The sequence below is a fragment of the Pseudobdellovibrionaceae bacterium genome (assembly GCA_020635075.1).
GTDB lineage: Bacteria > Bdellovibrionota > Bdellovibrionia > Bdellovibrionales > UBA1609 > JADZEO01.
Genome location: JACKAM010000001.1, coordinates 1,000,480 through 1,023,613 on the forward strand (window position 1 = coordinate 1,000,480; position 23,134 = coordinate 1,023,613).

Below are 23,134 nucleotides of genomic sequence, written 5' to 3' on the forward strand. Positions count from 1 at the left end.
TGCTCGTGTTCCAATTTAGATGGCCAGGAATGCTAAGAAGGAATTGTCTCCTAGGGGCTTTGAACCTGGTGATCTCAACAATTGCAGGTCCCTTTCCCGTGGCCCATGGCGCCCCTTCTGACCCGATTGGAGATCTCATTAAGCAGCTTGAGGAGCGGGACCAACGGCTCCCCTCGTTTTTCTACCAGACCAGCCAACCAGTAGAAGTATTTACTCAGCCCAAGGGAGGGGAACCGCTCACGACTTTGGAGACTGACGACTTGATTCCTTTCGAAGGCGTGTCAGGCGGCAGAGCGGTGATCAAGAGCGACGACTACGGAATGCTCTATGCTGAGACCAAGGGGAAGGTTATTCGCAAAGACGCATCGGAAACCAGAATGATTGACGTGTTTCTGGACGTCCCAGAGGGGCAACCAGTGACGATCACTTCGGCACCAGGCAAGACCTGGAGGGACTGCGGTCCATCGGTTCCGGAGGGCGAAAGGCCTTGTGTAGCTTGGCCAAAAGGTGGCCCCCAAACGCGAATGCAAATCCGCCATGGGAAAATCATTGAAGAGACCGACCCTGTTACTGGAGCAAAAAGGCCTCAGCTGTTCTATCTGGTCGATGTTCAGTACCCGACCGACTGGGGAACCAAAAGTGAGAGGGGCTGGCTAAGTGCCCAATATGTGCGCGCCGATCCCTTGCCGCGAAGTGAGCTCTCTGTGGGAGAAGTGGACTACGTTGCCCCTCGACCCTTGCCGAAGCCGGACTGTAACTGTAAATCAAAGGATTTAGGGAAGCAGATTAAAGAAGGGCTTGATGTCGTCATCCACGAACCAAATGAGGCGGCCAAGAAGGCCATAAACTATGTAGGGCAATGTGTGTCTGGAAATCTTAATCCCAGTGGCTATACCAACCCCTTCAATCACTTCATGGGCAGTCACTGGCGAAATCAAAAAGGAAAGACTCTGTTTCGCTACAAGGATCAGGCAGTGACTGGAGAAAAAATGTTCGCCATTGACGCCATTGCGCGAACCATATTTGGGGAAATGCGTGGATGTTTCCGCAATGGGATTCGCTATCCCATGGCAGTGGCACGAGTCATTATGAACCGCGCTTACTACGTCAAAAAGCAGGGCCGAACAGTCCCTTTCGTCAAGGCGACGAGTCCCAATTACAAGGCGCTGGAGATTGAGCAGATCGTCCCTTATGTCACATCGTCCTCAGCGCAATTTTCTCCTTGGAATCGAGACGACCCGAATCTCAAACATATTCTTTGTCCCAAGAACATGGATGCGGAGACGAAAAAGATCTGGCTCAAGAGTGTGGAGATCGCCACGTCGGCAATTTTGGATCGAAAGCAGTTTGCTCAGGAAACCAAGCAGGTCAGGCAGCTGCACTTCAGCTCAGGTACAACTCCAAATTGGGCGCGAAACTACAAGCTCGAAAAACCAAGTATTGGTGCATCGCCCATTGACTCCGGGCGCTGTTTGAAACTTTGGGGAAGCGAGTCCTCAAAGACCTTTCGGTGGCAGGCATTTTTGCATGACCAGAACCCCCAGGGTCTTCTAGGAAACTTTTTTGCTATTGGCAGCGGCCTCTCGGAGAGCGGTGATGAGAACACCGATTGAAAAAGGTTTTGCCACAAGATTGGCCGCCCCCATGGCGCGAGCCTGGGTGTAGTTGAGATCCGAATGGGCTGATATCATCACCACTTGGGGAGCTTTCTCCATGGTGGAGATGAACTTAAGGACCTCGACACCATTTTTGACTGGCATTTGCACGTCCGACACCACAAAGTCGATCTTTCCTTCGTTTTCCATGAGAAGGGAAATGGCCTCTTCGCCATTGGCGGCAAACACGACGCGATAACCAGCTTCACCAAGAGCCCAAGATAAAACCTGACGAACATTCTCCTCGTCATCGACGACAAGCACGGTTTCTGGCTCTTTGTCCTGATTTGGATCTGACACTGGTACTAGCCCCTCTCGTGGTGACTTCTTTGGATCGACATAATGGGCCCGTTGTTTTAGGGCGAAAGTCATATTCTCAAATTGGTGCGCGGAGATTTCATTAAGTCGAGTTCAGTAATTTCCGATGGTTGAATGTCACGGGAGGGCCCTTGGCAAAGAGTTTTCGTAAACTTGGAAAATACACGCTCTTAGAGCGCCTCGGAGCAGGAGGCAGTGGGGAAGTCTATTTGGGTTACACCCAGATGGCCCCAGGGCTCTTTAACTTTTTTGCCGTCAAGATTCTCACCGCCGAACAGTCTTCCAATCCTCGAGCATTAAAAATGCTTCAGAGAGAAGCCTCATTGGCCAATGTGCTTAAGCACAACTCTATTGTTTCTCTCTATGAGTGTGGTCATGACGATGAGATCTTTTATGTGGCCATGGATTATGTGAACGGGTTGCCCTTAAGTCGACTCATGCATCACCACATGACCCGCAAGCCGATCATCAAAATGGAATATGCCATCTATATTGCTCGCGCCGTGGCCGCGGGACTGGAATATGCAAGGACATGTAAAAACCCTGAGACAGGGCAAGAACTGGGGATTGCCCATCGGGACATTTCACCGCAGAACATCATGGTGAATTTCGAAGGGGAAGTGAAAATTATCGACTTCGGTCTGGCTCGCTCAGCCGGGTTGGGCGACAAGACCCAATCGGATCAGATTATGGGTAAGCTCAAGTACATTAGTCCTGAACACGCCAGTGGCGAGTCAGTTGATCATCGAACCGACATTTTCTCCCTTGGCGTTGTCCTGTGGGAGATGCTGTCAGGAAGGCGGTTCTACCAGGACCTGCAAGACGCACAGATTGTCAGCTGGCTCAACAACCCGGATTACACCAGTCTAAAACAATTTGTTCCTGGAATGTCAGATGAGCTGGATCGAATTGTCCAGCGAGCGGTGGCTGGTCAAGCCGAGGATCGTTATCAGACGGCCGGAGAACTACATGACGATCTTAACCGGTACCTCAATAAGAACTTCCCGGACTTTTCGCCCAGCGAATTCAGGCGTATTTATCGCCATGAGTTCGAAAATGAAATGAAGGAAAGAGATCATAAACTGGCGAGTTATCTAACCGACATCGAAGTGTCTGAAAAAAAATACCAAAAGACCTTTGATCAGTATGCGGATATGGTTGATCGCATGGGAGTTTTAGTTGAAAAGGAATCTCCCCATAAAAACACCGAGGAAGCGGTCGAAAGATTCAAAAAGGCCCGCCAAGCGATCACAGAAAAGAAGAAGCGAAATCGAGGAATGTGGCGGCACTATGAGCTCAAACAGGCTATGTCTTACTCCTGGAAGCTTGGAGCCGCACTTCTGGTCTTGTCACTCATGTGGTCCAGGGCGGCCAACAAAAGCTATGGTGAGTTTATGAAGGGGGCGTGGGTTACAATGAGGCAGGCATTGGGGTTGAGTACGGAAACCCGTGACGTGGCGAGCATCATTGCGGACGAACAGAACCTCGGTCTTAAATATCCAGACAAACCATTTACGGTACAGATCCGCACGCGACCGACTGGAGCGCGAATTTATCAAAATGGAAAGCTCTTGCGTTTGCGAACGCCAGCCCTGGTGAGGGTTTCCAATGCTAAGACGGCAAAAATCAGCCTTGAATCAAAGGGGTTTCCGGTGCGAAATCTCCAAGTCAAACCCTTCGAAGAAGATGTCTTCATCGATTTTCGTAACCAATAAGAGACCTAATTAGCAAACATCCGCCAAGGTTTTTCCCTTACTGTTGGCCAGTCGACTTGCTCGGAGGATTTTGCGCAGGAGAGCCAGTCGGGGCGGGTGGGTACATCTGCGAATCCCCTCGCTGGTCTTTAAACAACAAAGGCAACAGCTTGTCTTTATCGATTGTCGCCCGTTTGACAATACCGATTTCACTGGGGTCAAATCGCTGCTTCACATCAGCCTGCTTGAACATGAACTGATTGTATCCCACCAGCGTAGCAATGGCGGGTCGGACATCCTGATCTTCAGGTACCCTTAAGGGCGAGGATTCTACATAGGTGTTTTTTATGCGATCTCGATAGAGGAAAACAATGGATTCAGGCACAAATTTATCGTCAGAACCGTTGCTCAAGTAGCCAATCAGATTTTCACCGCAATCGACCTTAATCTCCCGACAAACCCGCACCAAACAACGGTCGCGCGTGATTTCGCACTCGACACTTTCGCCAGCCGAGGCCGAATAGGGAGAAAGGCTGAGTAGCATGAGGACGGATAAAACGATAATGATGCGAAAATTCCTAGGGTAAACATTCATATGTTCATTCTGCCAAAATCCTAGAAGACTTCCCAGGACATATATTAAATGTAACATAATATATCTTATCAGATCAAACTACCTCCAGACCCAAGTCCCGCGCCAAACCTCATCCAGCCTGCATTTATACTGAGGCAAAGGGGCCCTTTCGCTTCCACCTAGCTCCCAGACCTGGTCATCAAAGGAGCGCCGATGATCGAGAGGCCCACTTAGAATCTATTCACTTGTCGACCTCTGGAGATCAATATGGACATCCCCTGGCTTCCGGCCTCTATCCACAAGGAGCAAGAATCCCTTTTCAAGTAGTCCGTCCTGTAGCCGAGCCTTTTCCGTGAATCCGAATCCTCCGCCGTCGCGCAAGGGCGTATCCGAGGTGCAGCAGCACAGCTGATGCGCCCCGAAGACGCGCCTGCGGCCGTAAGGCGCGTGAGGATTTACGGGAAAGGTCGGAGATAGGACGGATTTCTTTGGCAAAGGGACTTGCGGATCGCTTTAGAGCCTCACTCAAAACGCTGCCAGCGCCCCTTGGTCAGCAGATACACAATCACTGGCCCCAATAGCCCCAATAGGGATTGAAACACACTCAGGCCAATATAGACGTTTACAATCAGGGCCACCACGGCACTGGCATAAAACCCATACACCCCCCATTTTTTCCACATCCAAATGCCCGCTGCAAAGACAGTGTTAAGGACGGCCATCACTCCAAGGCCCATGATGAGGCCCTCTGTGGCTTTGGGGAGTGCCGACACAATGGCTCCAGGAAACAGAAAGTAACTAATTGCAGTCAGAGGATTGGCGATGAACATCAATATTAGGAATGCCGTCAACCACCCTCCCCGTCTAACTTCTGGACTTCGGGATAGGCTTGAATCGTCTCCGTGTAGGTCACCTATTGACATGATTTTCTCCCTGCGCGGTCTCTTTGAAGAAAAAAACCCAATCGCGGGGTCACGATTGGGCGAGAACTTCTCCATCAATTACCTATCAAAACAGAATCAATTAAACCTGAGTGGCTTCAAACACACTTGGTGCCCGTGCCGACTTCTTCTTCTTAATAAACAAGGCCACTGCAGCCAACAATCCCAATGCCACGTATATGAGGGTTGAGCTATCGCCGCCAAGTCCACCAATACCGCCGGCACCATCTGCACTCGTTGCCGCATCACCAGGAATGGTAGGCGCTCCCGCAATAGGTTGTGGGGAAGGAGGTGGCGGTGCCATATCTCCGCCTGGAACGGGAGGTGGTGGCGGAGGCGGAGCCCCCGTTGTGGTACCGCTCGATGCCATATCCTGTAGGCCTGCCTCAAAATCAGGTCCGGGAGGAGGTGGCGGCGGAGCGCCGGCTCCGGGCATATCATTGTTAAAGTCATTGGCGACGCCCGACATGGCGCTATCCAACTCAGGTGGCGCATCATTGGCGGCCAATTTGGTATTCAGAGAGCCTAAATCATCTTTCCAATAACGAAGTGACATCCCTTCGGCCACTTCAGATTTTGATTCCACTTCGCCGTTGGTTGCCCAAACTTCTTTCCACGCATCAGGAAAGCCAAGTAAGGAGGCTGAAAACGAACGGATGTTATCACCCACCTGAGTCACATATTCCTGGGCGGCCTGTCCCACGTCCTCATAGGCCACTTTCATTGAGCCAGAGTCATTTGGACGATTAGGGGAGTTGTAATAGAGTTTGTCCCCTGGGTCAGCACCACTGGCCAGGTGAGGGTTATCCTCCAACAGAGTGGCCGTGCGGTCTTCGCCAAAAATCTTCTGGCTCACACTGGATAGATCGGTGTCCTGGCGAAATATGTAGACGGTGTTCAATAGGCGTCCATTGCGATAAAATGGAGCGTCCTTAATTTTCTTGACGGGAATCCACGATTGGGCGGGAGCTTCATCCGCATACCCTTCGTCTGCGGCAGCCACTTCCATCGGAGCGGCAGCTAGCTCGTCCGGGTTTTCCACCTGGGCATCAGGGTATTCCCCCTCGGCTCCAACTTCCTCCGCTCCCACATCGGCAGCAGCGATGTCTCCGCCTTCAGCAGCAGGCTCATTAAAGGCATCTTCCGAAGATCCATCCAGGGCTTCAAGCGTGGGTTCTCCCCCTTCTTCCTGTGCCACTTCACGGTCAGCGCCTTCTTCACCCTCTTCAAAGTCTTCGAATTCGTCGAACCCCTCTTCATCTCCTCCGGCGACCTCTTCACCCTCTTCGGCAAAGTCTTCATCTTCGAAGTCTTCATCAGCAAACTCTTCGTCTTCGAATTCACCTTCCTCGTCTCCAGCGGCCATTTCATCGCCCGCCTCTTCATCACCACCTTCTTCGACGGCGGCTTGTTCTCCTTCTTCGCCTTCCTCGTACTCAGAGGCGAATTCTTCTTCAGCCCCACCTTCTTCATCGCTCTCACTGAGAAGGCTCTCTTCGTCACCGCCTTCTTCTTCTGAGATATCAGAAGTGGCTTCGTCGATTTCAGAGACAAGATTGGAATCCTCGTCCACTCCTTCACCACTCGTAGACCCACAGGACCACAAATTGGTTGCAAGAAGCAGCATCATCAATGTGCGAATTGCCAACGACATCTTACCCATAAGCATTCCTTCCTACGGGATATTATCGTATGTATAGACAGTTTTCTTAACCAAAACGGGACCCGTCATCAGTCGAGAAATTACTCAGCGAGGGGGTTTCAGCGATTGTTCTCGACCTTGGTGAGAAGACATACCCAACCTTAGATGGGTCCCTCACTAGACTAAGGCAAAAAAAATGGCCCCCGCAAGGAGGCCACAAAGCGAATGGGGTGAACCAAGATCTCTTTTTTAAGAGAGAATCCGTTGCTGTCTCCTTAAGCAAATGACAGTCCAGACGAAGGTCCCAGGCTCTCACGGGTGAACCCCATGTTTTCAACACCTTAAGATGGCTTCCTGGGAGAACCCTTTGAATTCGGCTGTCAGCCTTTGGACAAAGTGACCTTCTTGGCCGTCACCTCCGCCCTAGGTCGAGGCTCTTGAGTTCAGGTAAGGCTGAATCTTTAAAACTGTCTTAGGTTAATCCACTGACTCTCTCAATTCGATACAACTAATTGGAAATCCACAGATTTTTCTGTCACTTACTCTAATGTCTCGCTTTAGATTCCGATAATTCATAGAGAACTTGGATTTGTTTTGTGGGGAGATTTCTTATGGTGGCGTTTATTCGTTATTGGCTGAGATGGTCCATTTTGCTGCAGTTCTTGATTGTAAGCAGCATGGTTTTGTCAGCGGCCGTATTCACCTCCGGTTGCGGCTCGGAAGGAACTTCTGATTCCGCCTCCTCAGGCGATGACGACGACGATGATGATGGCGGCGGCACCAACCCACCGGTGGGCGAAGTCGACAACGACAACTTTTGGATTCGCGTCTATGACACTGCTAAATATCCTTATCACATGCATGCCACCACCGGATTTGCCGATGAATGTAAGATCGACGCGGCGGCAACCGACCAGACCTTGGATTGCGTTATTGAGATGAACGAAGGGGATCTTTACTTCCACCAACTACAAATGCATTACAACGTACCTCCCGATATGTGTACCTATCTCACTCGGACTCCCTACTTCTTCTATAACCAGGAGCCAGGAATTGGTCCCTCTACGGTTAACTACGAAGTCGCCTACTCGACCACTGGGAGCCTGGTCGGCCACAACTGTACGGTGGATGGCGTTGCCAACACAGCCAATAGCTCAACTGGACCTAATGGATCCCCGGATGGTGCGGGCTGTAGTATTGACAATGCCCAACTTAACTTCAGAGAACTCAATTTCGACCCACAGAACGCCGCAGTGAGCTGTGTCTACGATCAACAGCAAACAGGAGGAGCCAACTGCTGCTTTGGTGACTACACAATGAGTCTGACAATATGGCGCGAGGACAGCGGTGGGGCATTCTCGGCGTCCAGCACCTCCATTGATGGCAAATGGGGAGGCAGTTTTACAAGCTGCCTGGGTGGCCCTGTCCGCACCAATGCGTGGACGGACAAGAGTAACGACGGCTGGCCGCTGAATCTCATCAGTTATGTCTTTGGCGAAGGTCTTAACACCACCTTCAATCTGGCTAAGCTCATCGAGGAGCCAAAGGGCTATGACACCCTGACTATCGCTAATCACTACAGCACGCTCGCCGGCGTTCACGATCATACAGATTTTGAGAATGGGTCCGCATGGGCTTCTTCCAAGCCATATATGATTGACCCTCTTGATGACCGCAGTGGGTCTGACATGAGAGGCTGGACCACATCCGACTCTTATGATTTCAAGTGTCTGGACAAAGCCTTTGAAGTGCGCAATCGCATTCGCGTCTACATCCGTGAGTGGGACGCCTATGCTGATTACCTGGCCTACATTTCCTCGGCGGGTGTGACGGTAGCGCCCGATCGTTACGGAATAAGTGAAGGTGACCCCAGCTGCGTGGGTATTTATGGCCCCTGTAATGACAAATACGATATCGACGATCTCGTCTATAGCTTCCAAAACGGAACTGGCATTTGCGCAGGGACTGACGCCACCTATGATTCTTGCTACGATCAGTCCACCGTATCTAACCGAAAGAACTTCTTTCCTGGAATCGAATACTAGTCCAAAAGCCAGAAATGACTGCCAAAATGCCTTTAGTTGAGTGTGCAATGCCCTCATAAAGGCTTTTTGGTATAGTCGGTCTATGGCCAGCTCTCCCGAACCCCAGGAAAAGATTCTCATCGAGACCATTCCCTCCCAGGACACCTGGGCCTTTCGCCAAAAAGTGCTACTGCCCCACCTGTCCGTCGAGGAATGTCGATTCAGTAACGACAACATGTCGGGATCCTTTCACCTGGGGGCCTTTGTTGAAGGCAAACTCACCGGCGTCGCATCTTTTTATCCCGAGATTAATGAGAACATTGCCTACTCAGGCAAAAACCCCTACCGACTCCGACAGATGGGCACCCTTCCGGAAATGCAAAAGCAAGGAATAGCACGAAAGCTGTTGGACACCGCCGTCTCCTACCTGCAAATGAAAAACTGTGAGCTCCTGTGGTGTCACGCCCGAGAAAAGGCCTTCCCTTTCTACGAGAAAATGGGTTTCACCTATCAGAGTGATCTCTTCGATGTCCCCAATATCGGCCCCCATCGGCTCATGACTCTCGACGTTCCACCGATGGATTAACGGGCTTGACTCAAAAACACTCGGTTGAATTGTCTTCTATACGACCCCAGATGAATGTCGGTGCCGTTGAACCCAAGGCCCAGTGAGCTAGGCCATCATCGTCCCAGGCCACGGCAATTGCTGCCAGACTCATTTCCCGTTCAAGCCCTTCTTTAAGAATGTCTCCCAAGGCTTCAGAAAGCCCTTGGCCTTCATCCACCCGGGTGGCCACCCGAACAGCCAAGGCCAAATCGATGATTTGCTCTCCCCTCCCGGTACAACTGACCGCCGCCCGTCGGCTGGTATAGTTCCCGGCAATGGTTGGTGTGTCCCCAACTCGGCCTCGAGGCTCATAACCAACCCCACCGGTACTGGTGACACTGGCCAAATGTTTTTTCCCATCCAGACTCACACATCCTATGGTGCCGTGGGAGCCCGTCCGACGCGGATTCTCCATCATCTGCTTGATCCAGCGAGCACTACGGGTCGCCGTGACCATCTCAAATCTTGGTAAATCCCACTGGCGGATCAGGTCTTCAACACCATCCGCATCACGGATGCCGTGCTTCTCCCCCTGTAAAGCAAAGGCCAGCAGGGAGGCGAAGGGATAATCCTGCCCGTTCATCACAGCTGTAAACTGTCGATATTGGCTCTCCATAAAACTGGCACTCAAACGGGCCTTGCCGTCTTCCTGTAACACGCTACCAATTCCGGCATTAAAACTTGGGTGCCTTTCCATAGCCACGGCTACATTTAAAGCCATTCTGGTCGCTGGGCAATCCACCTGCCGGGCGGGGTGCGACAGCCAACCCAACTCAGCGGGAGGTTGAGTTTTATGCTGCAACTCCGAGATGATCGTTTGCAGTGCTGTTCGGGCCTCTTGAATGCGCTCACCCTTAGGGTCCCCCGGGCCGGCTCCACCGTGAATCAAGGTCAATGGTCTCTGAACCAAGTTACCGAGCTCACGACTTCCAGTGCGCAAATAGATCTCTGACAATCTCTCATCCATGCTCAGCTCCACCTTAGACTGGAAAAACTAGTTCTTTTGGCCAGCTATTGTCCATCCTAAAGCTTCAAATCCAGGGCCTAACGCAAAGCCTCAAGCCTACAGGATCTTGGTTTTTTACTCTGCTGTTTCTATAATTAAGAATCAATTGATTGCCACTTATCAAGACCAGAGGATTTTCACCTATGAGTTCCCCTCGCCAAAGTTTTTGGAGCCTCTATGATCAAATGGAAGATCATCAAATCGATGGCCTTCAATTGCACGATGTGGTTTTAATCGTAAGGTCCATTGCCCCCAAGAATCGCAATCACTGGCTGGCCTGGAAGACCGGAGAAAAATCCTGGAAGCCCCTTTTGGAGTTTTCAGAAATCGAACAAGGTTCAAAGGAGGAGGCCCCGCCCCTTCCCGGCATGGGACCAGACGAGGAAGTCACCAAGACCGTGACTTTTATCCGCGTTGGACAGCTACCAAACACAGAGGAAGAGGGTGCCGTGGGTACCGGAAGCTTAATGATTGAGGACATGGATACCGAAGACCGCCGTTCCTCCACTCGCTTTCACAAGTCATTTAAGGTAAAAATCGAGGGCACCTCCGGGCAGGTCTTCAAAACCAACACTCTTGATGTGTCACTCGACGGAGTGCAGTTGCAGGAGGCTGTTCCCGACTGGTCGGGAGAGCTCTTCCGCATGGAGCTCTGGCGTGGCGATGAGCATATCGATGTGCTCTGTGAGCGGACTGGAAAAGGCGAGCACACAACCTTGATCATTCGAGAAAATCCGCGGGAGGAGCTCCTGCGCAAGTGGTTATTAGGGTAAGATGGAAGGCATTCGTCTACACAATTGGATTTCTCGCATCCTTGGCCTGTACAAGAATAATGAAGTTCTATCACCAAAACTGACCACCCAACGCCTGGCGGCTGAAAACTCGCTTGATCGCAGGAAGGCGGCGCGGATTCACTATCCAGAGCACGGGGCGGTGGGAAATCTTCCGGAAATTCATTTTGAAGGAAAACCCATGCGCATATATGACATCAGTCTGGGAGGGACCTGCCTCATCGATGACTTGGATTATCTTCAATCGACAGCTGGCAACACCATCACCCTTGATTTGGTTTGGAAGGACAAAGTCATCCCCCAGCCATCCTTGATCGTGGCGGCCGGCTTTGACAAAAGGCACATCCGTTTTTTGGATTTGGACACTCAGTCCTATGTCCGCCTCAATCTGCTTCTTAAACCCGGTTATCTAGGCTTGCGCATGAGGAAAATACCAATGGACGATGCCAAACATCTCCAGGTGGGGGCCGAAGAGATGTGGGTCGGAATTTCTGGCGAAGCCATTACCCTTTTCCCCAATATGGAAAAAAACCTGCCCATTGGGGAGATCACTCTGTACGGACATAGCGTCCTGGTATATGCGGATGCCCCGCCGGTTTATAAATTTCAAAGCCGGGACGGCCTCCCGGGACAGAGGATTCGCGAACAACTTCTCCATGACCTTTTGATATTTGCTGTGAACATCAAGAACCCCAGCGAAAGGATGATGGACCTCATCTACTGTCTCACCGATGCCCACAAAGAACACGAAAGGCGTAAAGAGTGAAAAACAGTGATCAACTTTCTTTTGATCACTTTCGCCCGGTAATAAAACCGGGCCGCATTCTTCCTCAAGGATCCAAGATCATCTACGAAACCAGTGAGCCTTTTAACCAGATCATCCTGCCCATCGAGCTTGCCGACCTGTTGGTGCTGTGTAACGGCAAGTTCACCATGCGTGAAGTGATTGAAAAGATCTATAAACGACAAGGTGTGGTGCACTTCAAGTCTGTCTTTACTGCCATCTACCGTTTGAAGGACAGAGGGTTCCTTGAAAATGGTGGGGAGTTGATTGACTCGCCCACCAGGACCCATCTGACCGAACCTCATCAGTCGGTCTTTCTTAGGCCATTGATTGAAATCTTCTTTGGTCAGCGGATCAGTAATGACAAAACCCATCCTTTCCTGTTTTATTTTCTATCCATGGCCATGATTGTCCTAGCCCTCCTTGGCCTGCAGAATATCCCCAGCGATTTTTTTGGCACCAAATTCTTTCGCATTAACGGCAGCTATGCTCTAGGGGTTCTCTATTTTATCGGTCTCTCCAGCATACTTTTGTCGTTAAAGAGTTTTTTTAAGGCGATCATGCTTTTGTTCCTCACGGGACGAGTCTACAACTTTCGCCTTGTTTTGAACCTTTTTGGTATTCACTTCAAGGTGGGAAACGAATCCCTGTTTCTCCTTTTCAACAAGCTCTATTTGACCATTTTTCATCTGAGCCTTGCCCTTTCTCACTTTGTTTTTGTTTCTATTCTTTACTGGCTCACCCCGGATCTGCCGCTGTTAAGTCAGTCTCTATTTATCGCTTTGGTTTTGACCCTGATTGACCTTAACCCGTTTACCGAGAGTGAATTCTCCCTCTATTTCAAGGCCCTTTGCGAAGATGATGGCCTCAATCAACTCACCGCCTATATCCCCAACAAAAATCTTTTGAGCGTCCTGACCCCCTCCGGCAATTCCCGTTACCAGGGAGTGGTCTTGGCTTTCTGGCACATGGCGGGACTGTGGATGATTGCCACCTGTTATCTCCTCTATCAGGTCAACAAACACAACTCGGCCCTTATCCGCTTCAGCTTGGAAACTGACCCTCACGCGGAAAAGATCGCAGCCCTGGTATTGGCCGGGCTCTATCTCACAGCCATTGTGGTCCTTTTACAGGATATTTACCAAGTCATTATGCCTCTCATATCCAGGCCCATCAAAAATCGTTACCATCGAGTGCTTCGTCGCTTTCGCAGTATTAAATCCTCGGACTTCACCCCGGAATCACTACTATTTGCCGTTCGTGATTTGCCCTTGTTTTCCTATTTTTCAGACCCTCTCCTGGAGAAGGTGATCCGGCAATCCCAGGTGAGATCCTTTCCGGCTGGTACCAGAGTGATTATTCAGGGAGATGTGGGGCGACACATGTATGTTCTCCTGCGGGGAGGCCTGGCTGTGCGAAGAGCAGCGAATAGGGGCGCTGAGAAAATTGGGGAAGTTCTGCCGGTCTCTATTTTTGGCGAAGTTGCTGTCATTGAGGAGATCCGCCGGACGGCGGAGGTTGTCACTGAGGAACCAAGCGTAATCCTGGAGATTCCGGCTGAAGTGATACGCGAAGCCTCAGCCGAATCCCAGTACATTCGTGAAATAGAAGATTTCAAGAATGCCATTATGGTCTCGCAGTATTTCACAAGTGCCCCCATGTTTCGTAATCTGCCAGAGGATATCGTCCAGCTGTTTCTAAGCCATGGGCGAATTGAACCCGCTCGCGAAGGGGAGATCGTCTTCCACCAGGGAAGCCGAGGAGATGGGTTTTACCTACTGATTCGTGGCTCAGTTGGAATCAGCATCAACGGCGTCCAGGTCAAAAAAATCCATCAAGGGGGATTTTTTGGGGAAATATCTGTGATAGCCGATATTCCCAGGACGGGAACTGTGACGGCCTTGGAAAACACACTGTTGTTGAGAATTAGTAACGACGCGTTTTGGGAGATCGTCACCCAAAACATTGAAATGGCCATGTTCATTGAGTCTGTCAGCGAAATGCGCATTGTCGAGGACATCGAGCTACTCAATCGCGGCATCCCTCAACAGGGGCAAGCGGTCGGATGAGTCTTGGCCTCAATGCCCTACTTGTCGAGGATTCCACAGCCACCAAAGCCCTTTTCTTTCTCGCCCTGGCATTTGTCTTTTGCTTTCTGTCGCGCAAACACTTCTATTGGTTTACATGCATATGCCTTTTCCTGGCTCTTGGGGTGATGGCCAGCCGGATCATGTGGCCAGGAGTCTTGATTCTCTCCATCACGGGAGGACTTCTCGCCGTCTATCATCTTAAGATCAACTTGCCCATGTGGGGGCGTTTGGCTGTCACACTTTTGGCCCTCGGAATTGGAGCGGCCTTGTCCCTTCACCTGCTTCCAGGCTTTGATAACTGGCATGTTGGTCGCGACGTGATCAAGGGCTCAGGTAGGCCCTTTCAACTCTATCTCAATTTTGATAAACCCTTTTTTGGAGTGGTGTTTTTTGCTCTCGCTGGGCAGGCAGCCCGCAGCCAGAAGAGCTGGAAAGTGATCCTTAAACCAGTCTTCATTGCGTTACCAGGCGCACTGATTGCTGTTTTGGGAGGAGCTTTCACTCTCGGGTGGCTCAATCTTGAAGTCATTTCTCCTCCCGATTGGATCGGCGTTTGGGTCTTCAAAAATCTATTCCTCACTGTTATTGCCGAAGAGGCTTTGTTTCGGGGCCTCATCCAGAAAGAGCTTCACCAATATTTGCCGTCAAAATGGAAGTGGCTGGCTCTGGTTATGGCCTCTTTTCTCTTTGGTCTCGCTCACTTCGGGGGCGGGACTCGCTATGTGCTTGCCGCCACCTTTGCCGGTTTGTTTTATGGGTGGGTCTGGCAGAGGGCTGGACAGCGCCTAGAAGCCTCCATTCTCACCCATTTCGGCCTTAACCTCACCCACCTACTCCTATTCACTTATCCACAGTAAAGCCAACGTCTCACAGTGAGACGTTGGCTTGCACGAGATGTGTGGATTTTTGAGGCGATTTCAACCCCTTAAAGGGAGAGGATAATTTCTTGATTTCCAGCCTCCAGCTTGCCCGACTTTTGGCCGACAAAAATGATACACTGATAATGCGCGAAGGGTATGAATCTTCAGTGATCGCCACGTCTTAGGCGAATAAACTCTGGTAGAGAAAGAAGGGCATGGTCGGTAAGAGAAAGCTTCCTTATTTGGCTTTGGCAATTCCCGTTTTACTTTTGGGTATTTTGGGTGCTTTCAATTCCTGCGAAGGAAAGTTTGAAGCCAATAACAAGAGCTGCCAACCACCCGGAAACCTGTCGCGTAAACTTGATCCCAAACTGGCTCTGCTTCACTACACCTCTCCTTTTGCAAACGGCAAAGTTATGCTCGGTCAGTACAGGATTGAAAGCGGCGGGGCCCAAATTCATTCCAAAGTGAAAGACAATCCAATCACACTTCCTGCAGGAAGCCAGCTAGCGGCACTGGTAAACACCTCTTGCCTTGAGCAAAAACGGCAACAGGGAGAGATGCCACCGCCTTTGAGCGTTGAAGTCGCCGATGGCCGGGAGATTCTGCCAGGCCTTGATAAACAGGCCTTTTCATTTATGACGACGACGGACCTGGACGTGGCTGAACTGGAAGCCGAGGCCGCCAGCGACCGCTGCGTAGTGGGCATCAGCTACAACCACAAATATGACCTTCACGCCAACTATGATGATCCCGGCGCATACTACCAAAATCATTTGGCTTCCCTTCATGGGCCCGTGGCCTACGATGGCTTTTACCATCCTCAGTATGGAATGCCCATGAACTACAACGGGCGCGAGCCGATCATTGCCATAGTCGATACTGGGGTGGATTACAATCACCCCGACATCTCCTCCCGCATGTGGCGCCATCAGGATGGGATTGGCATCGACGCCACCACCATCGGCACAGCCTTGGTCGATTACAATCCGATGGACAACTCCCCTATTTCCCACGGCACCCACGTAGCAGGCCTGGCGGCTGCTGCTGGCAACAATGGCGTCGGGGTCACTGGAACCATGCCTTTCTTTGCCAAAATTATGGCCATCCGCGTGTTCCGCAAAAATGGTAATAACTTTGAAACCACAAGTGAGATTGTTTCCAACGGAATCCGTTTTGCCTTTCTCAACGGAGCAGACGTTATCAATCTCAGTCTTGGCCGATTGACCAATGGTCCGGACTCAGATCCTTTTTATTTGGATGCCATCACTGAGGCCGTGAACGCTGACGTGGTGGTTGTCAGTGCAGTGGGTAACGCGACAAACAGTTCCCCAGCACAAGAGGTCAATGGCACGAGTTTCACTTCCTTACCGGCCATGTATGGTGAATCCTTGGCCGGCATGATCACTGTAGGCTCGGTGGACAGTAAGACCAATGCCTGGAGTTCATTTAGTCACTACAGCACCAAGTATGTGGAAATTGGGGCGCCCGGAGCTGAGGAAAATGGGACGGGTCTTTACTCCACTGTCACTCCCGTCGCCTACCACCAAAATCAACTCTACTCGCGACTCTCTGGAACTTCCATGTCAGCGCCCATTGTGACGGGTGCTGCCGCCCTGGTCGTGGGCTTGCTGAGAAACACATTTGGGGTAAAGCCCAAGGCATCTGAAGTGGAGCGCCTACTGACTGAAGGCGCGATTCAAGATCCAGGACTCACGGCTTATTACAAACAGGGGCGTCGTTTGGATTTGGAGGCTCTGATAAAGAAAGTCCACGAGGACTATCCTGAGACAATTGGTAACTCCCAGGGATTTTCGTCCCAGGGCTGCCCCTAGAGCTGTTAGGCTCTAGGGACGCTCTGCCTCACGCCACACATCGACCCAGTCATCCTCACCCTGCTTAAGGCGAATGCCGGCCAACAGCTTTCCCAATCGCTGGCTCAATTGCTGAAAACAAAACTGACCCAGGTTTTCCAATGTCGGTACCTTGTCGGCAAAAGCGGGTACGTCAAAGGCCAGATGACGGTGATCCAACTGGCCCACCACTTGCTGAAGGTCTTTCTCCACATCCGTCAGGTTGACCACCAGACCGGTTACAGGATCACGAGATCCCTCCACACGGACTTCCAGGACATAGTTGTAACCATGACCATGAGGACTAAAATGGGGCCCAAAAACCTGCAGATTTTTGGCCTCAGACCATTCACTTCGTGCATAGCGAACTCCGCTGCTAAAAAAGGCCTTGCGAGCCAAAATCAAATGAGCAGGCACGGATGAGTCCTTTGTCTTAACCACCTTTGTCACTGAAGACGGCCCTCCCTTCGGGTCAGGCTTGACTCTAGTCCAGCTCTACCCAAGAATGGAACGGATATTGTCTGCGTCATTAGAACCGTGACCAAAAGGGTGGGATTCAGTTTGATGCGCATCATGGTGTTATTACTTCTCCTTGTTGGGCCGACATTGCCCGCCTGTTCGAATGTTCTCCCCAAGGGCGAGCCTGCGAAGCAGGCCTTGCCGGACTCCCCCTTTGATAACGGCGAAGAAAGGGCTGAGCCCTCTTCACCGCAATCTGATAGAATGCATTTGACCGAGAAAAAATCTGGGACAGCTCCTAGCCTTGCAGACAAACAGAAAAAGGAAAGCGCACCTGTCCAACCGAGCTCTTCGGCCACCAGGTATTCGCCAGAAGAAGTGGCCTCCATTTGTTACCAAAGCCTCAAGGGGCTTCCAGGTCAGTTCAACCAGAAGGAACTCAAAGAGGTTTGTCAAAAGACGCTGGTCATGGACGGCTGCTCCAGTGAGCAGGATCGACCCATTTTTCACTACGACAGGCCTGGAAGGGACAGCGAGGGCAAGCGCATATTGACACTGTCTTTGATCCACGGAGATGAGTACCCCAGCGGCAGTGTGGCTCGGGCCTGGATCGCCCGACTGGAAAGGCTCAATCCCCGCAACAGCTGGCGGGTCATTCCGGTGATGAATCCTGACGGCTTAAGGAAGGGCACTCGCACCAACGCTCGGGGTGTGGACCTGAACCGCAACTTCCCAACTAAGAACTGGGACGATGAGGCTCTTCACAAGTGGAAGACGCTCAAGAAAGAAGACCCTCGTCGCTACCCGGGTCCCTATGCCTCAAGTGAGGTGGAGACCCGCTGTGCGGTGAAGCACATCGAGGAGTTTAAGCCTGACTTTATTATTTCCATTCACACCCCGCTGGGAGTGTTGGACTTTGATGGACCCAAGGTTAAGTATCCACACTTTAAACCTTTGCCCTGGATTTCGCTGGGGCATTTCCCGGGGAGTCTCGGTCGCTATATGTGGAAGGATCGCAACATTCCAGTCCTCACCATTGAACTCAAAGGTGATCGGGGGATGCGCCATTTGGAGCAGTTCGATCGCCTCCAGGATATCTCTGGAACGGTTGCCATTCAGGCAGATGAAGCCAAGACCGATAAATAAGGCACGGGTATCTTATTTAAGATGCATGGGCCCGAAGAAGTGGGGGCACAACTCCGCCACCGTTTGAGCAATTTCCTTGCCTTTAAGATTGGCCAAGATCACCGGTACTTCGGGTGAGGAGAACTCACTCACCACCTGGCGACACATCCCACAGGGGGGCCAGGGTTGGTCACTGTCCGTCACAACAACCAGGGCCTGCACACGCTTGGCTCCCTCACTCACGCCCTTCCAAATGGCCGTTCGCTCGGCGCACACCGTGCCCCCGTAAGAGGCATTTTCCACATTGCAACCACCATAAATCTGACCGTTGTCCATGAGAACGCTGGCCCCAACTTTAAAACCGCTGTAGGGACTGTGGGAATTCAGCCGCGCCTCCATGGCCGCCTGAAGCATTTTTGCCTTGGTGTTAGTATCCAGTGTTTCTGCCATCGCCTCTGGACCTCTTAGTAGTGGATAAAGGCTTGATATGGAGTGGACAGTTTTTTACCGCCTTCAAGGAATTTGATTTCCATCAGAAAGCGATGACCCAACACCTGGGCTCCACACTTGGTCACTAGGGTTTCGGTCGCATGAGCCGTTCCTCCCGTTGCCAGTACGTCGTCAATGATGATGACTTTAGAGTTCTCATCCAGAGCGTGCTCATGGATCTGCAAGGTATCCGTTCCATATTCCAAGTCATAGGTGTGACTCACGGTCTTGCGCGGTAGCTTGCCCGGCTTGCGCGCCAAAACCACACCAATCGGGCGGTGCTGAGCAACGGCCGCACCCAAAATAAATCCCCGACTTTCAATCGCCACCAAGTGAGTGGTCTCAGCCGGGAGGCTTTCAGCGAAGTGACGGGCTAAAGAGACAAAGGCCTGGTTATTTTCCAAAATGGGCGTGATGTCCTTAAACAAGACACCGGGCTTGGGAAAATCGGCCACGTCCTCAATGAGATTTTCAATTTCCTTGATCGACCAGTTTTTCACTTCTTTCCCCCTTAAAACTTCCACTCCTGAAAACCCTTGGCCTGAGCTTTGGCCAAATCTTCAGCTTTGATTTCATAAACGTTGGCACGCCCTGTAGCTGCTCCGCACACCTGTATGTGCATGAGGCCATCAGGCTTGTTCTCCTGGGAAAAAACCTGCATACCCTTCAGCTCTTTGGCCATGGTCTTTACTGATATGGGCTGACCCGCTCCGCATTGCTTGGAACCATCGTACTTGTAGACAAATACTCGATTTTCCAAAGGCGGGAAGGCCCCCTGCCCAGCTGAAGCCTCATCCCCAGGTGAAGGAGAGGTCTCATCAATAGGCTTCACTTGCCCCGGGTTTTTCGGCGTGATCATGGTCCCATCCCTTCGGCAATTCCCCGATGTGCAGGATGCCACCAGCAAGGTGGTCAACCCCAGCCAGGAAAAATTGCGTCGGGTTATTCCCATGGCCAAACCCGATGTGGGATGTCCCAACCCAATTTTAGTGCGTAAAGAACCGCATTGGCGGACATAAAATAAATATCGCCCGTGGTCCCATCCAAATAAGGCGAGGAAGTCACTCCCCGGCCCGTTTTAAACTCTGAAACCTCGCTCCCCGTGCGGGCATCCAGGATCTTAAGGCTTCCCTGGGACTCACCGTAGATCAAAAGTCCTCGATAAAGAACAGGAGAAGAGGCCACTCCCCGCACATTGTTTTTGCTCCACAGAGCTTTACCTGAGGCCTTATCAAGGGCCATCATCTTACCAGTTGAAGTCCCATAGTAGATCACGTCCTTATCCACCAGGACGGGGGCATAGCCACCTTCTTCCAAACGCCAGTAGATCGTTCCGTCTTTGCGGTCTAAACAATAAAGGGCGCCATCAAAACTGGAAACATAAATGCGATCCCCATCAGAAACCGCCGTGGCGTCCACGTCGCGAAACCGCTTGTTCTGGTTGAGGTTCTGCTCCCAAGCAACCGTGCCCTTGCTCTTATCCAATGAAACAAAGCTCCCATCGCTAAAGCCCAGGTAAAGGTGAGGCCCAATCACCAAAGGTCGGCTGGCTCCCCGGATGCTGAGCTGACTAGGATCCAAACGGTTGTAGGTCCAAAGCTGCTGGCCCGTCTTGGCATTTAAAGCATAAAGAACATTGTTGCCGGCCAGGAAGTAGACCACATCATTTTCAACCAAAGGCTCTCCCAAGGTCTCAATGCGCACGGGGAAGGTCCACAGGGTGTCCCCTGTCTCTGCGTTCAGGGCATAAAACAAACCATCGCTGGCACCAAAGTACAAAGTGTTATCAACAATCTGAGCTCCACCTTCCACGCCATCACGCATTTCACGCACCCAGCGCACTTTGCCAGTGTTACGATCATAGGCTGTCAATCGATCAATGGCATTGCCTTCGATGACCAGCTTCTCCGTCACCACTGGTTTCATCCGATTCATGCGACGAAAGTGGAGGTACTCCCCTTCGGGCGTCGACCTCAGCCAATGTCTTTTGACCATGAACTTCTTTTTTTCCACATGAGGAGCAGAAGAACATCCGCCCAAGAGAACGCCTAATCCCAAAACTACGAGTAGAGGTGCTTTACCCCAGCTCTTCATAACCTCTCCTTGGCCTGCGAACCCATTAACGGCCAGCGGCCGCCTTTTCCAGATTCATCAATCGTAGGTAACCCTTAGCCGTTTTGCCTGCGTCGGTTGCAGAAAACTCCTGGCTGGCCCGGTTGTAGTGATCTCTGGCCTTGTCCACATTGCCCAATATCTCTTCAGCTAAGCCGAGTTTCAACACCGCTTCTGCGTGCAAAAAGGCAGAGCCAGGATCCTTGACCACCATTTCAAACTCGGAGCGAGCCTCTTCGTTCTTTCCCGTTGCTGCCAGTGCTGTCCCCATTTGCATATGCAGAAGACCAAAAAAGGTTCCACTCTTGCCAACGCGTGGAAGCTGTTCAGCCAAAAAGGCCTTGGCCTTTTCGAACTCTTTGTAGTCCATGTAGAGGGCTGCCAAATGAATGGAAGCGATCAAGGAGGCCTTACTCCCCTTCAAATCGTTAATCTGACTGGAGTACTCTGACAGCAAAGGGCCAAAGTCTGCTTCCAAGGAACGATCGGCAGCCGGCTCCTTTTTTTCTTTCTTGGCTTCCAGCTCTTTGGCGATTTCTTCTTGTTTCTTTTTTATCTTGGCTTCAACCGTATAAAGAGCTTCCTGAGCGGACTTCTCCCTGTAGCCAGCCCATTGGTCCCAGGCCACTTTGATGCCGCCGATGACAAAAAGGGCTCCAATAATGGAGAACACAGGGACCTTATTTTTCTCGATCCACTTGCCTACTTTGTCCGACGTTGCCACAAAGGCATCTGGCCCACGAACTTCCTCTTTAGATAGCTTTTTACTCACCTTGATACCTCACCTGATCTAAGTCTAGGGCTCAGCATAAAACTGCTGTGCCAGAGAAGTAAAGCTCTGATTGGATGAAGGCTTTTAACTCTCTGGCAACAGAGGACTTATTTCTGACGATTGGTCATTTCTTTCAGGGTTGAGAAGGGACGAGCCGTGCGCCCATGATGGTGCTGGCGAAGTCCACCAATCTTCTTAATTCGCTCCTCAGCCAGACGATCAGCCGCCCGATGCGTAGCGATATTATCCCTCTTAGCGATTTGAAAGACGTTCATCAGATTGTCATAGACCTGGTTGGTCTTTTCAAAGGCCCGATCAGAGGAATAGCCCTCAAGTTCCACAAAGACGTTCATCAAGCCGCCGGCATTGATCACGTAGTCGGGGGCGTAAAGGATGCCCATTTCCATCAGGTTGTCGCCATGGCGGTATTCGGCCAATTGGTTATTGGCTCCACCGGCAACCACTTTACACTTCAATTTGGGGAGAGTCTGGTCATTGATCACCGCACCCAAGGCGCAGGGAGCCAGCACATCACAGTCGCTGGTGACGATTTCGTCGGGACCCACCACGCTGGCGCCAAAACGAGAGGCCATATTCTTTACTTTGTCCTGATCGATATCAGCCACCGCCACTTCAGCGCCCTCTTTCACGAGGTACTCCACCAAGTGAGAGCCAACATTGCCTAGGCCTTGTACGGCAACGCGCACACCCTGTAGGCTATCTGTCTGCATATTTTCTTTTACCGCAGCCTTGATCCCCATCAAAGTCCCGTGAGCTGTATAGGGGCTTGGGTCACCCGATCCGCCGAGAGCCACGGGAATCCCGGTCACATAAGGAGTTTCCATAAAGATATATTCCATGTCGTGGACCGTGGTGCCCACATCTTCCGCCGTGATATACTTACCTTTAAGAGAGTTCACATAGGCACCAAAGGCACGGAACAAAGCTTCCGTCTTCTCCTTTTTTGGGTCACCCATAATGACCGCTTTACCGCCACCTAGGTTCAGTCCTGCGGCCGAAGCCTTGTAGGTCATCCCCTTAGACAGACGAAGCACGTCGATGAGAGCGTCTTCCTCAGTCTTGTAGGTCCACATCCGGGTTCCACCCAGCGCCGGCCCTAACGTGGTGTTATGAATGGCGATGATCGCCTTCAGTCCCACTTCCTTGTTATGACAAAAGATCACTTCCTCGTGCTCACCGTGCTTTTCTATCAACTCAAAGGTAAACATCTACCTCACCTCCAAAGGAATCTAGGCTGCATAACCCCGGTCATGATGCGCAAGCCACCTTAGAAACTTGGTCACTCGGGTTCAAGGAAAAAGTGGGGATTTGATTAAG

The 23,134-nt window shown here is 51.3% G+C and carries 22 protein-coding genes; 10 read left to right on the top strand and 12 right to left on the bottom strand.

Annotated elements, in window-relative coordinates; genetic code table 11:
* Positions 1-29: 29 nt before the first annotated feature.
* On the top strand, positions 30-1,613 hold the full coding sequence (locus tag H6624_04310) for a hypothetical protein (GenBank protein MCB9083539.1): 1,584 nt from the start codon (positions 30-32) through the stop codon (positions 1,611-1,613).
* On the opposite strand, the gene H6624_04315 is transcribed toward H6624_04310, so the two are convergent.
* The gene (locus H6624_04315; GenBank protein MCB9083540.1) at positions 1,551-1,955 is read right to left on the bottom strand and encodes a response regulator; all 405 of its coding nucleotides are present in this window, start codon (positions 1,953-1,955) and stop codon (positions 1,551-1,553) included. The two genes, H6624_04310 and H6624_04315, sit on opposite strands and share 63 nt — an antisense overlap.
* Before the next feature lie 149 nt (positions 1,956-2,104).
* Between H6624_04315 and H6624_04320 the strand changes: the two genes are divergently transcribed.
* The gene (locus H6624_04320) at positions 2,105-3,688 is read left to right on the top strand and encodes a serine/threonine protein kinase (GenBank protein MCB9083541.1); all 1,584 of its coding nucleotides are present in this window, start codon (positions 2,105-2,107) and stop codon (positions 3,686-3,688) included.
* A gap of 37 nt (positions 3,689-3,725) precedes the next feature.
* On the opposite strand, the gene H6624_04325 is transcribed toward H6624_04320, so the two are convergent.
* The 3 genes from H6624_04325 to H6624_04335 all read right to left on the bottom strand — a co-directional run bounded on the left by H6624_04325 (position 3,726) and on the right by H6624_04335 (position 6,845).
* Positions 3,726-4,319, bottom strand: a complete 594-nt coding sequence (locus tag H6624_04325) for a hypothetical protein (protein MCB9083542.1) — start codon at positions 4,317-4,319, stop codon at positions 3,726-3,728.
* 443 nt (positions 4,320-4,762) lie between these two features.
* On the bottom strand, positions 4,763-5,164 hold the full coding sequence (locus H6624_04330; GenBank protein MCB9083543.1) for a hypothetical protein: 402 nt from the start codon (positions 5,162-5,164) through the stop codon (positions 4,763-4,765).
* A gap of 100 nt (positions 5,165-5,264) precedes the next feature.
* Positions 5,265-6,845, bottom strand: a complete 1,581-nt coding sequence (locus H6624_04335; protein ID MCB9083544.1) for a hypothetical protein — start codon at positions 6,843-6,845, stop codon at positions 5,265-5,267.
* A 590-nt stretch (positions 6,846-7,435) separates the two neighbouring features.
* On the opposite strand from H6624_04335, the gene H6624_04340 reads away from it, so the two are divergent.
* Entirely contained in the window at positions 7,436-8,869 is a 1,434-nt protein-coding gene (locus tag H6624_04340) for a hypothetical protein (GenBank protein ID MCB9083545.1), read from the top strand.
* 82 nt (positions 8,870-8,951) lie between these two features.
* A complete protein-coding gene (locus H6624_04345) occupies positions 8,952-9,434 on the top strand; it encodes a GNAT family N-acetyltransferase (GenBank protein ID MCB9083546.1) in 483 nt (160 codons plus the stop codon).
* 10 nt (positions 9,435-9,444) lie between these two features.
* Here H6624_04345 and H6624_04350 read toward each other — a convergent pair whose 3' ends face one another.
* Positions 9,445-10,422, bottom strand: a complete 978-nt coding sequence (locus H6624_04350) for an isoaspartyl peptidase/L-asparaginase (GenBank protein ID MCB9083547.1) — start codon at positions 10,420-10,422, stop codon at positions 9,445-9,447.
* A gap of 182 nt (positions 10,423-10,604) precedes the next feature.
* Between H6624_04350 and H6624_04355 the strand changes: the two genes are divergently transcribed.
* The 5 genes from H6624_04355 to H6624_04375 all read left to right on the top strand — a co-directional run bounded on the left by H6624_04355 (position 10,605) and on the right by H6624_04375 (position 16,821).
* A complete protein-coding gene (locus tag H6624_04355) occupies positions 10,605-11,234 on the top strand; it encodes a PilZ domain-containing protein (GenBank protein ID MCB9083548.1) in 630 nt (209 codons plus the stop codon).
* Position 11,235: 1 nt separating this feature from the next.
* Positions 11,236-12,018: a hypothetical protein gene (locus H6624_04360; protein ID MCB9083549.1), complete on the top strand. Its 783-nt coding sequence runs from the start codon at positions 11,236-11,238 to the stop codon at positions 12,016-12,018.
* A complete protein-coding gene (locus H6624_04365; protein MCB9083550.1) occupies positions 12,015-14,105 on the top strand; it encodes a cyclic nucleotide-binding domain-containing protein in 2,091 nt (696 codons plus the stop codon). Before H6624_04360 ends, H6624_04365 begins: the two co-directional genes overlap by 4 nt.
* Positions 14,102-14,983, top strand: a complete 882-nt coding sequence (locus H6624_04370) for a CPBP family intramembrane metalloprotease (protein MCB9083551.1) — start codon at positions 14,102-14,104, stop codon at positions 14,981-14,983. Before H6624_04365 ends, H6624_04370 begins: the two co-directional genes overlap by 4 nt.
* Before the next feature lie 218 nt (positions 14,984-15,201).
* Positions 15,202-16,821, top strand: a complete 1,620-nt coding sequence (locus H6624_04375) for a S8 family serine peptidase (GenBank protein ID MCB9083552.1) — start codon at positions 15,202-15,204, stop codon at positions 16,819-16,821.
* A 12-nt stretch (positions 16,822-16,833) separates the two neighbouring features.
* Here H6624_04375 and H6624_04380 read toward each other — a convergent pair whose 3' ends face one another.
* Positions 16,834-17,289 carry a 6-carboxytetrahydropterin synthase gene (locus H6624_04380; protein ID MCB9083553.1) on the bottom strand — a complete coding sequence of 152 codons (456 nt, stop codon included), beginning with the start codon at positions 17,287-17,289 and terminating at the stop codon, positions 16,834-16,836.
* 123 nt (positions 17,290-17,412) lie between these two features.
* Between H6624_04380 and H6624_04385 the strand changes: the two genes are divergently transcribed.
* The gene (locus H6624_04385; protein MCB9083554.1) at positions 17,413-18,444 is read left to right on the top strand and encodes a DUF2817 domain-containing protein; all 1,032 of its coding nucleotides are present in this window, start codon (positions 17,413-17,415) and stop codon (positions 18,442-18,444) included.
* Positions 18,445-18,456: 12 nt separating this feature from the next.
* Here the strand turns inward: H6624_04385 and H6624_04390 are convergent, their stop codons facing one another.
* From H6624_04390 to H6624_04415, 6 genes are all read right to left on the bottom strand, one after another.
* Positions 18,457-18,873, bottom strand: a complete 417-nt coding sequence (locus H6624_04390) for a cytidine deaminase (GenBank protein MCB9083555.1) — start codon at positions 18,871-18,873, stop codon at positions 18,457-18,459.
* Positions 18,874-18,887: 14 nt separating this feature from the next.
* The gene (locus H6624_04395; protein MCB9083556.1) at positions 18,888-19,412 is read right to left on the bottom strand and encodes an adenine phosphoribosyltransferase; all 525 of its coding nucleotides are present in this window, start codon (positions 19,410-19,412) and stop codon (positions 18,888-18,890) included.
* Between the two features lie 11 nt (positions 19,413-19,423).
* Positions 19,424-19,771, bottom strand: a complete 348-nt coding sequence (locus H6624_04400; GenBank protein ID MCB9083557.1) for a hypothetical protein — start codon at positions 19,769-19,771, stop codon at positions 19,424-19,426.
* A gap of 83 nt (positions 19,772-19,854) precedes the next feature.
* Positions 19,855-21,006 (bottom strand): PQQ-binding-like beta-propeller repeat protein, encoded by a 1,152-nt coding sequence (locus tag H6624_04405; protein MCB9083558.1) that lies wholly within the window; start codon positions 21,004-21,006, stop codon positions 19,855-19,857.
* A gap of 25 nt (positions 21,007-21,031) precedes the next feature.
* Positions 21,032-21,796 (bottom strand): hypothetical protein, encoded by a 765-nt coding sequence (locus tag H6624_04410; GenBank protein MCB9083559.1) that lies wholly within the window; start codon positions 21,794-21,796, stop codon positions 21,032-21,034.
* A 107-nt stretch (positions 21,797-21,903) separates the two neighbouring features.
* A complete protein-coding gene (locus H6624_04415) occupies positions 21,904-23,025 on the bottom strand; it encodes a Glu/Leu/Phe/Val dehydrogenase (protein MCB9083560.1) in 1,122 nt (373 codons plus the stop codon).
* Between the last annotated feature and the right edge of the window lie 109 nt (positions 23,026-23,134).

Excerpts from the sequence above, each read along its gene's own strand:
- H6624_04310 (MCB9083539.1), top strand. The coding sequence starts at position 30 with ATGCTAAGAAGGAATTGTCTCCTAGGGGCTTTGAACCTGGTGATCTCA.
- H6624_04325 (MCB9083542.1), bottom strand. The coding sequence starts at position 4,319 with ATGTTACATTTAATATATGTCCTGGGAAGTCTTCTAGGATTTTGGCAG.
- H6624_04330 (MCB9083543.1), bottom strand. The coding sequence starts at position 5,164 with ATGTCAATAGGTGACCTACACGGAGACGATTCAAGCCTATCCCGAAGT.
- H6624_04335 (MCB9083544.1), bottom strand. The coding sequence starts at position 6,845 with ATGGGTAAGATGTCGTTGGCAATTCGCACATTGATGATGCTGCTTCTT.
- H6624_04340 (MCB9083545.1), top strand. The coding sequence starts at position 7,436 with ATGGTGGCGTTTATTCGTTATTGGCTGAGATGGTCCATTTTGCTGCAG.
- H6624_04345 (MCB9083546.1), top strand. The coding sequence starts at position 8,952 with ATGGCCAGCTCTCCCGAACCCCAGGAAAAGATTCTCATCGAGACCATT.
- H6624_04350 (MCB9083547.1), bottom strand. The coding sequence starts at position 10,422 with ATGGATGAGAGATTGTCAGAGATCTATTTGCGCACTGGAAGTCGTGAG.
- H6624_04355 (MCB9083548.1), top strand. The coding sequence starts at position 10,605 with ATGAGTTCCCCTCGCCAAAGTTTTTGGAGCCTCTATGATCAAATGGAA.
- H6624_04360 (MCB9083549.1), top strand. The coding sequence starts at position 11,236 with ATGGAAGGCATTCGTCTACACAATTGGATTTCTCGCATCCTTGGCCTG.
- H6624_04370 (MCB9083551.1), top strand. The coding sequence starts at position 14,102 with ATGAGTCTTGGCCTCAATGCCCTACTTGTCGAGGATTCCACAGCCACC.
- H6624_04375 (MCB9083552.1), top strand. The coding sequence starts at position 15,202 with ATGGTCGGTAAGAGAAAGCTTCCTTATTTGGCTTTGGCAATTCCCGTT.
- H6624_04385 (MCB9083554.1), top strand. The coding sequence starts at position 17,413 with ATGGTGTTATTACTTCTCCTTGTTGGGCCGACATTGCCCGCCTGTTCG.
- H6624_04390 (MCB9083555.1), bottom strand. The coding sequence starts at position 18,873 with ATGGCAGAAACACTGGATACTAACACCAAGGCAAAAATGCTTCAGGCG.
- H6624_04400 (MCB9083557.1), bottom strand. The coding sequence starts at position 19,771 with ATGATCACGCCGAAAAACCCGGGGCAAGTGAAGCCTATTGATGAGACC.
- H6624_04405 (MCB9083558.1), bottom strand. The coding sequence starts at position 21,006 with ATGAAGAGCTGGGGTAAAGCACCTCTACTCGTAGTTTTGGGATTAGGC.
- H6624_04415 (MCB9083560.1), bottom strand. The coding sequence starts at position 23,025 with ATGTTTACCTTTGAGTTGATAGAAAAGCACGGTGAGCACGAGGAAGTG.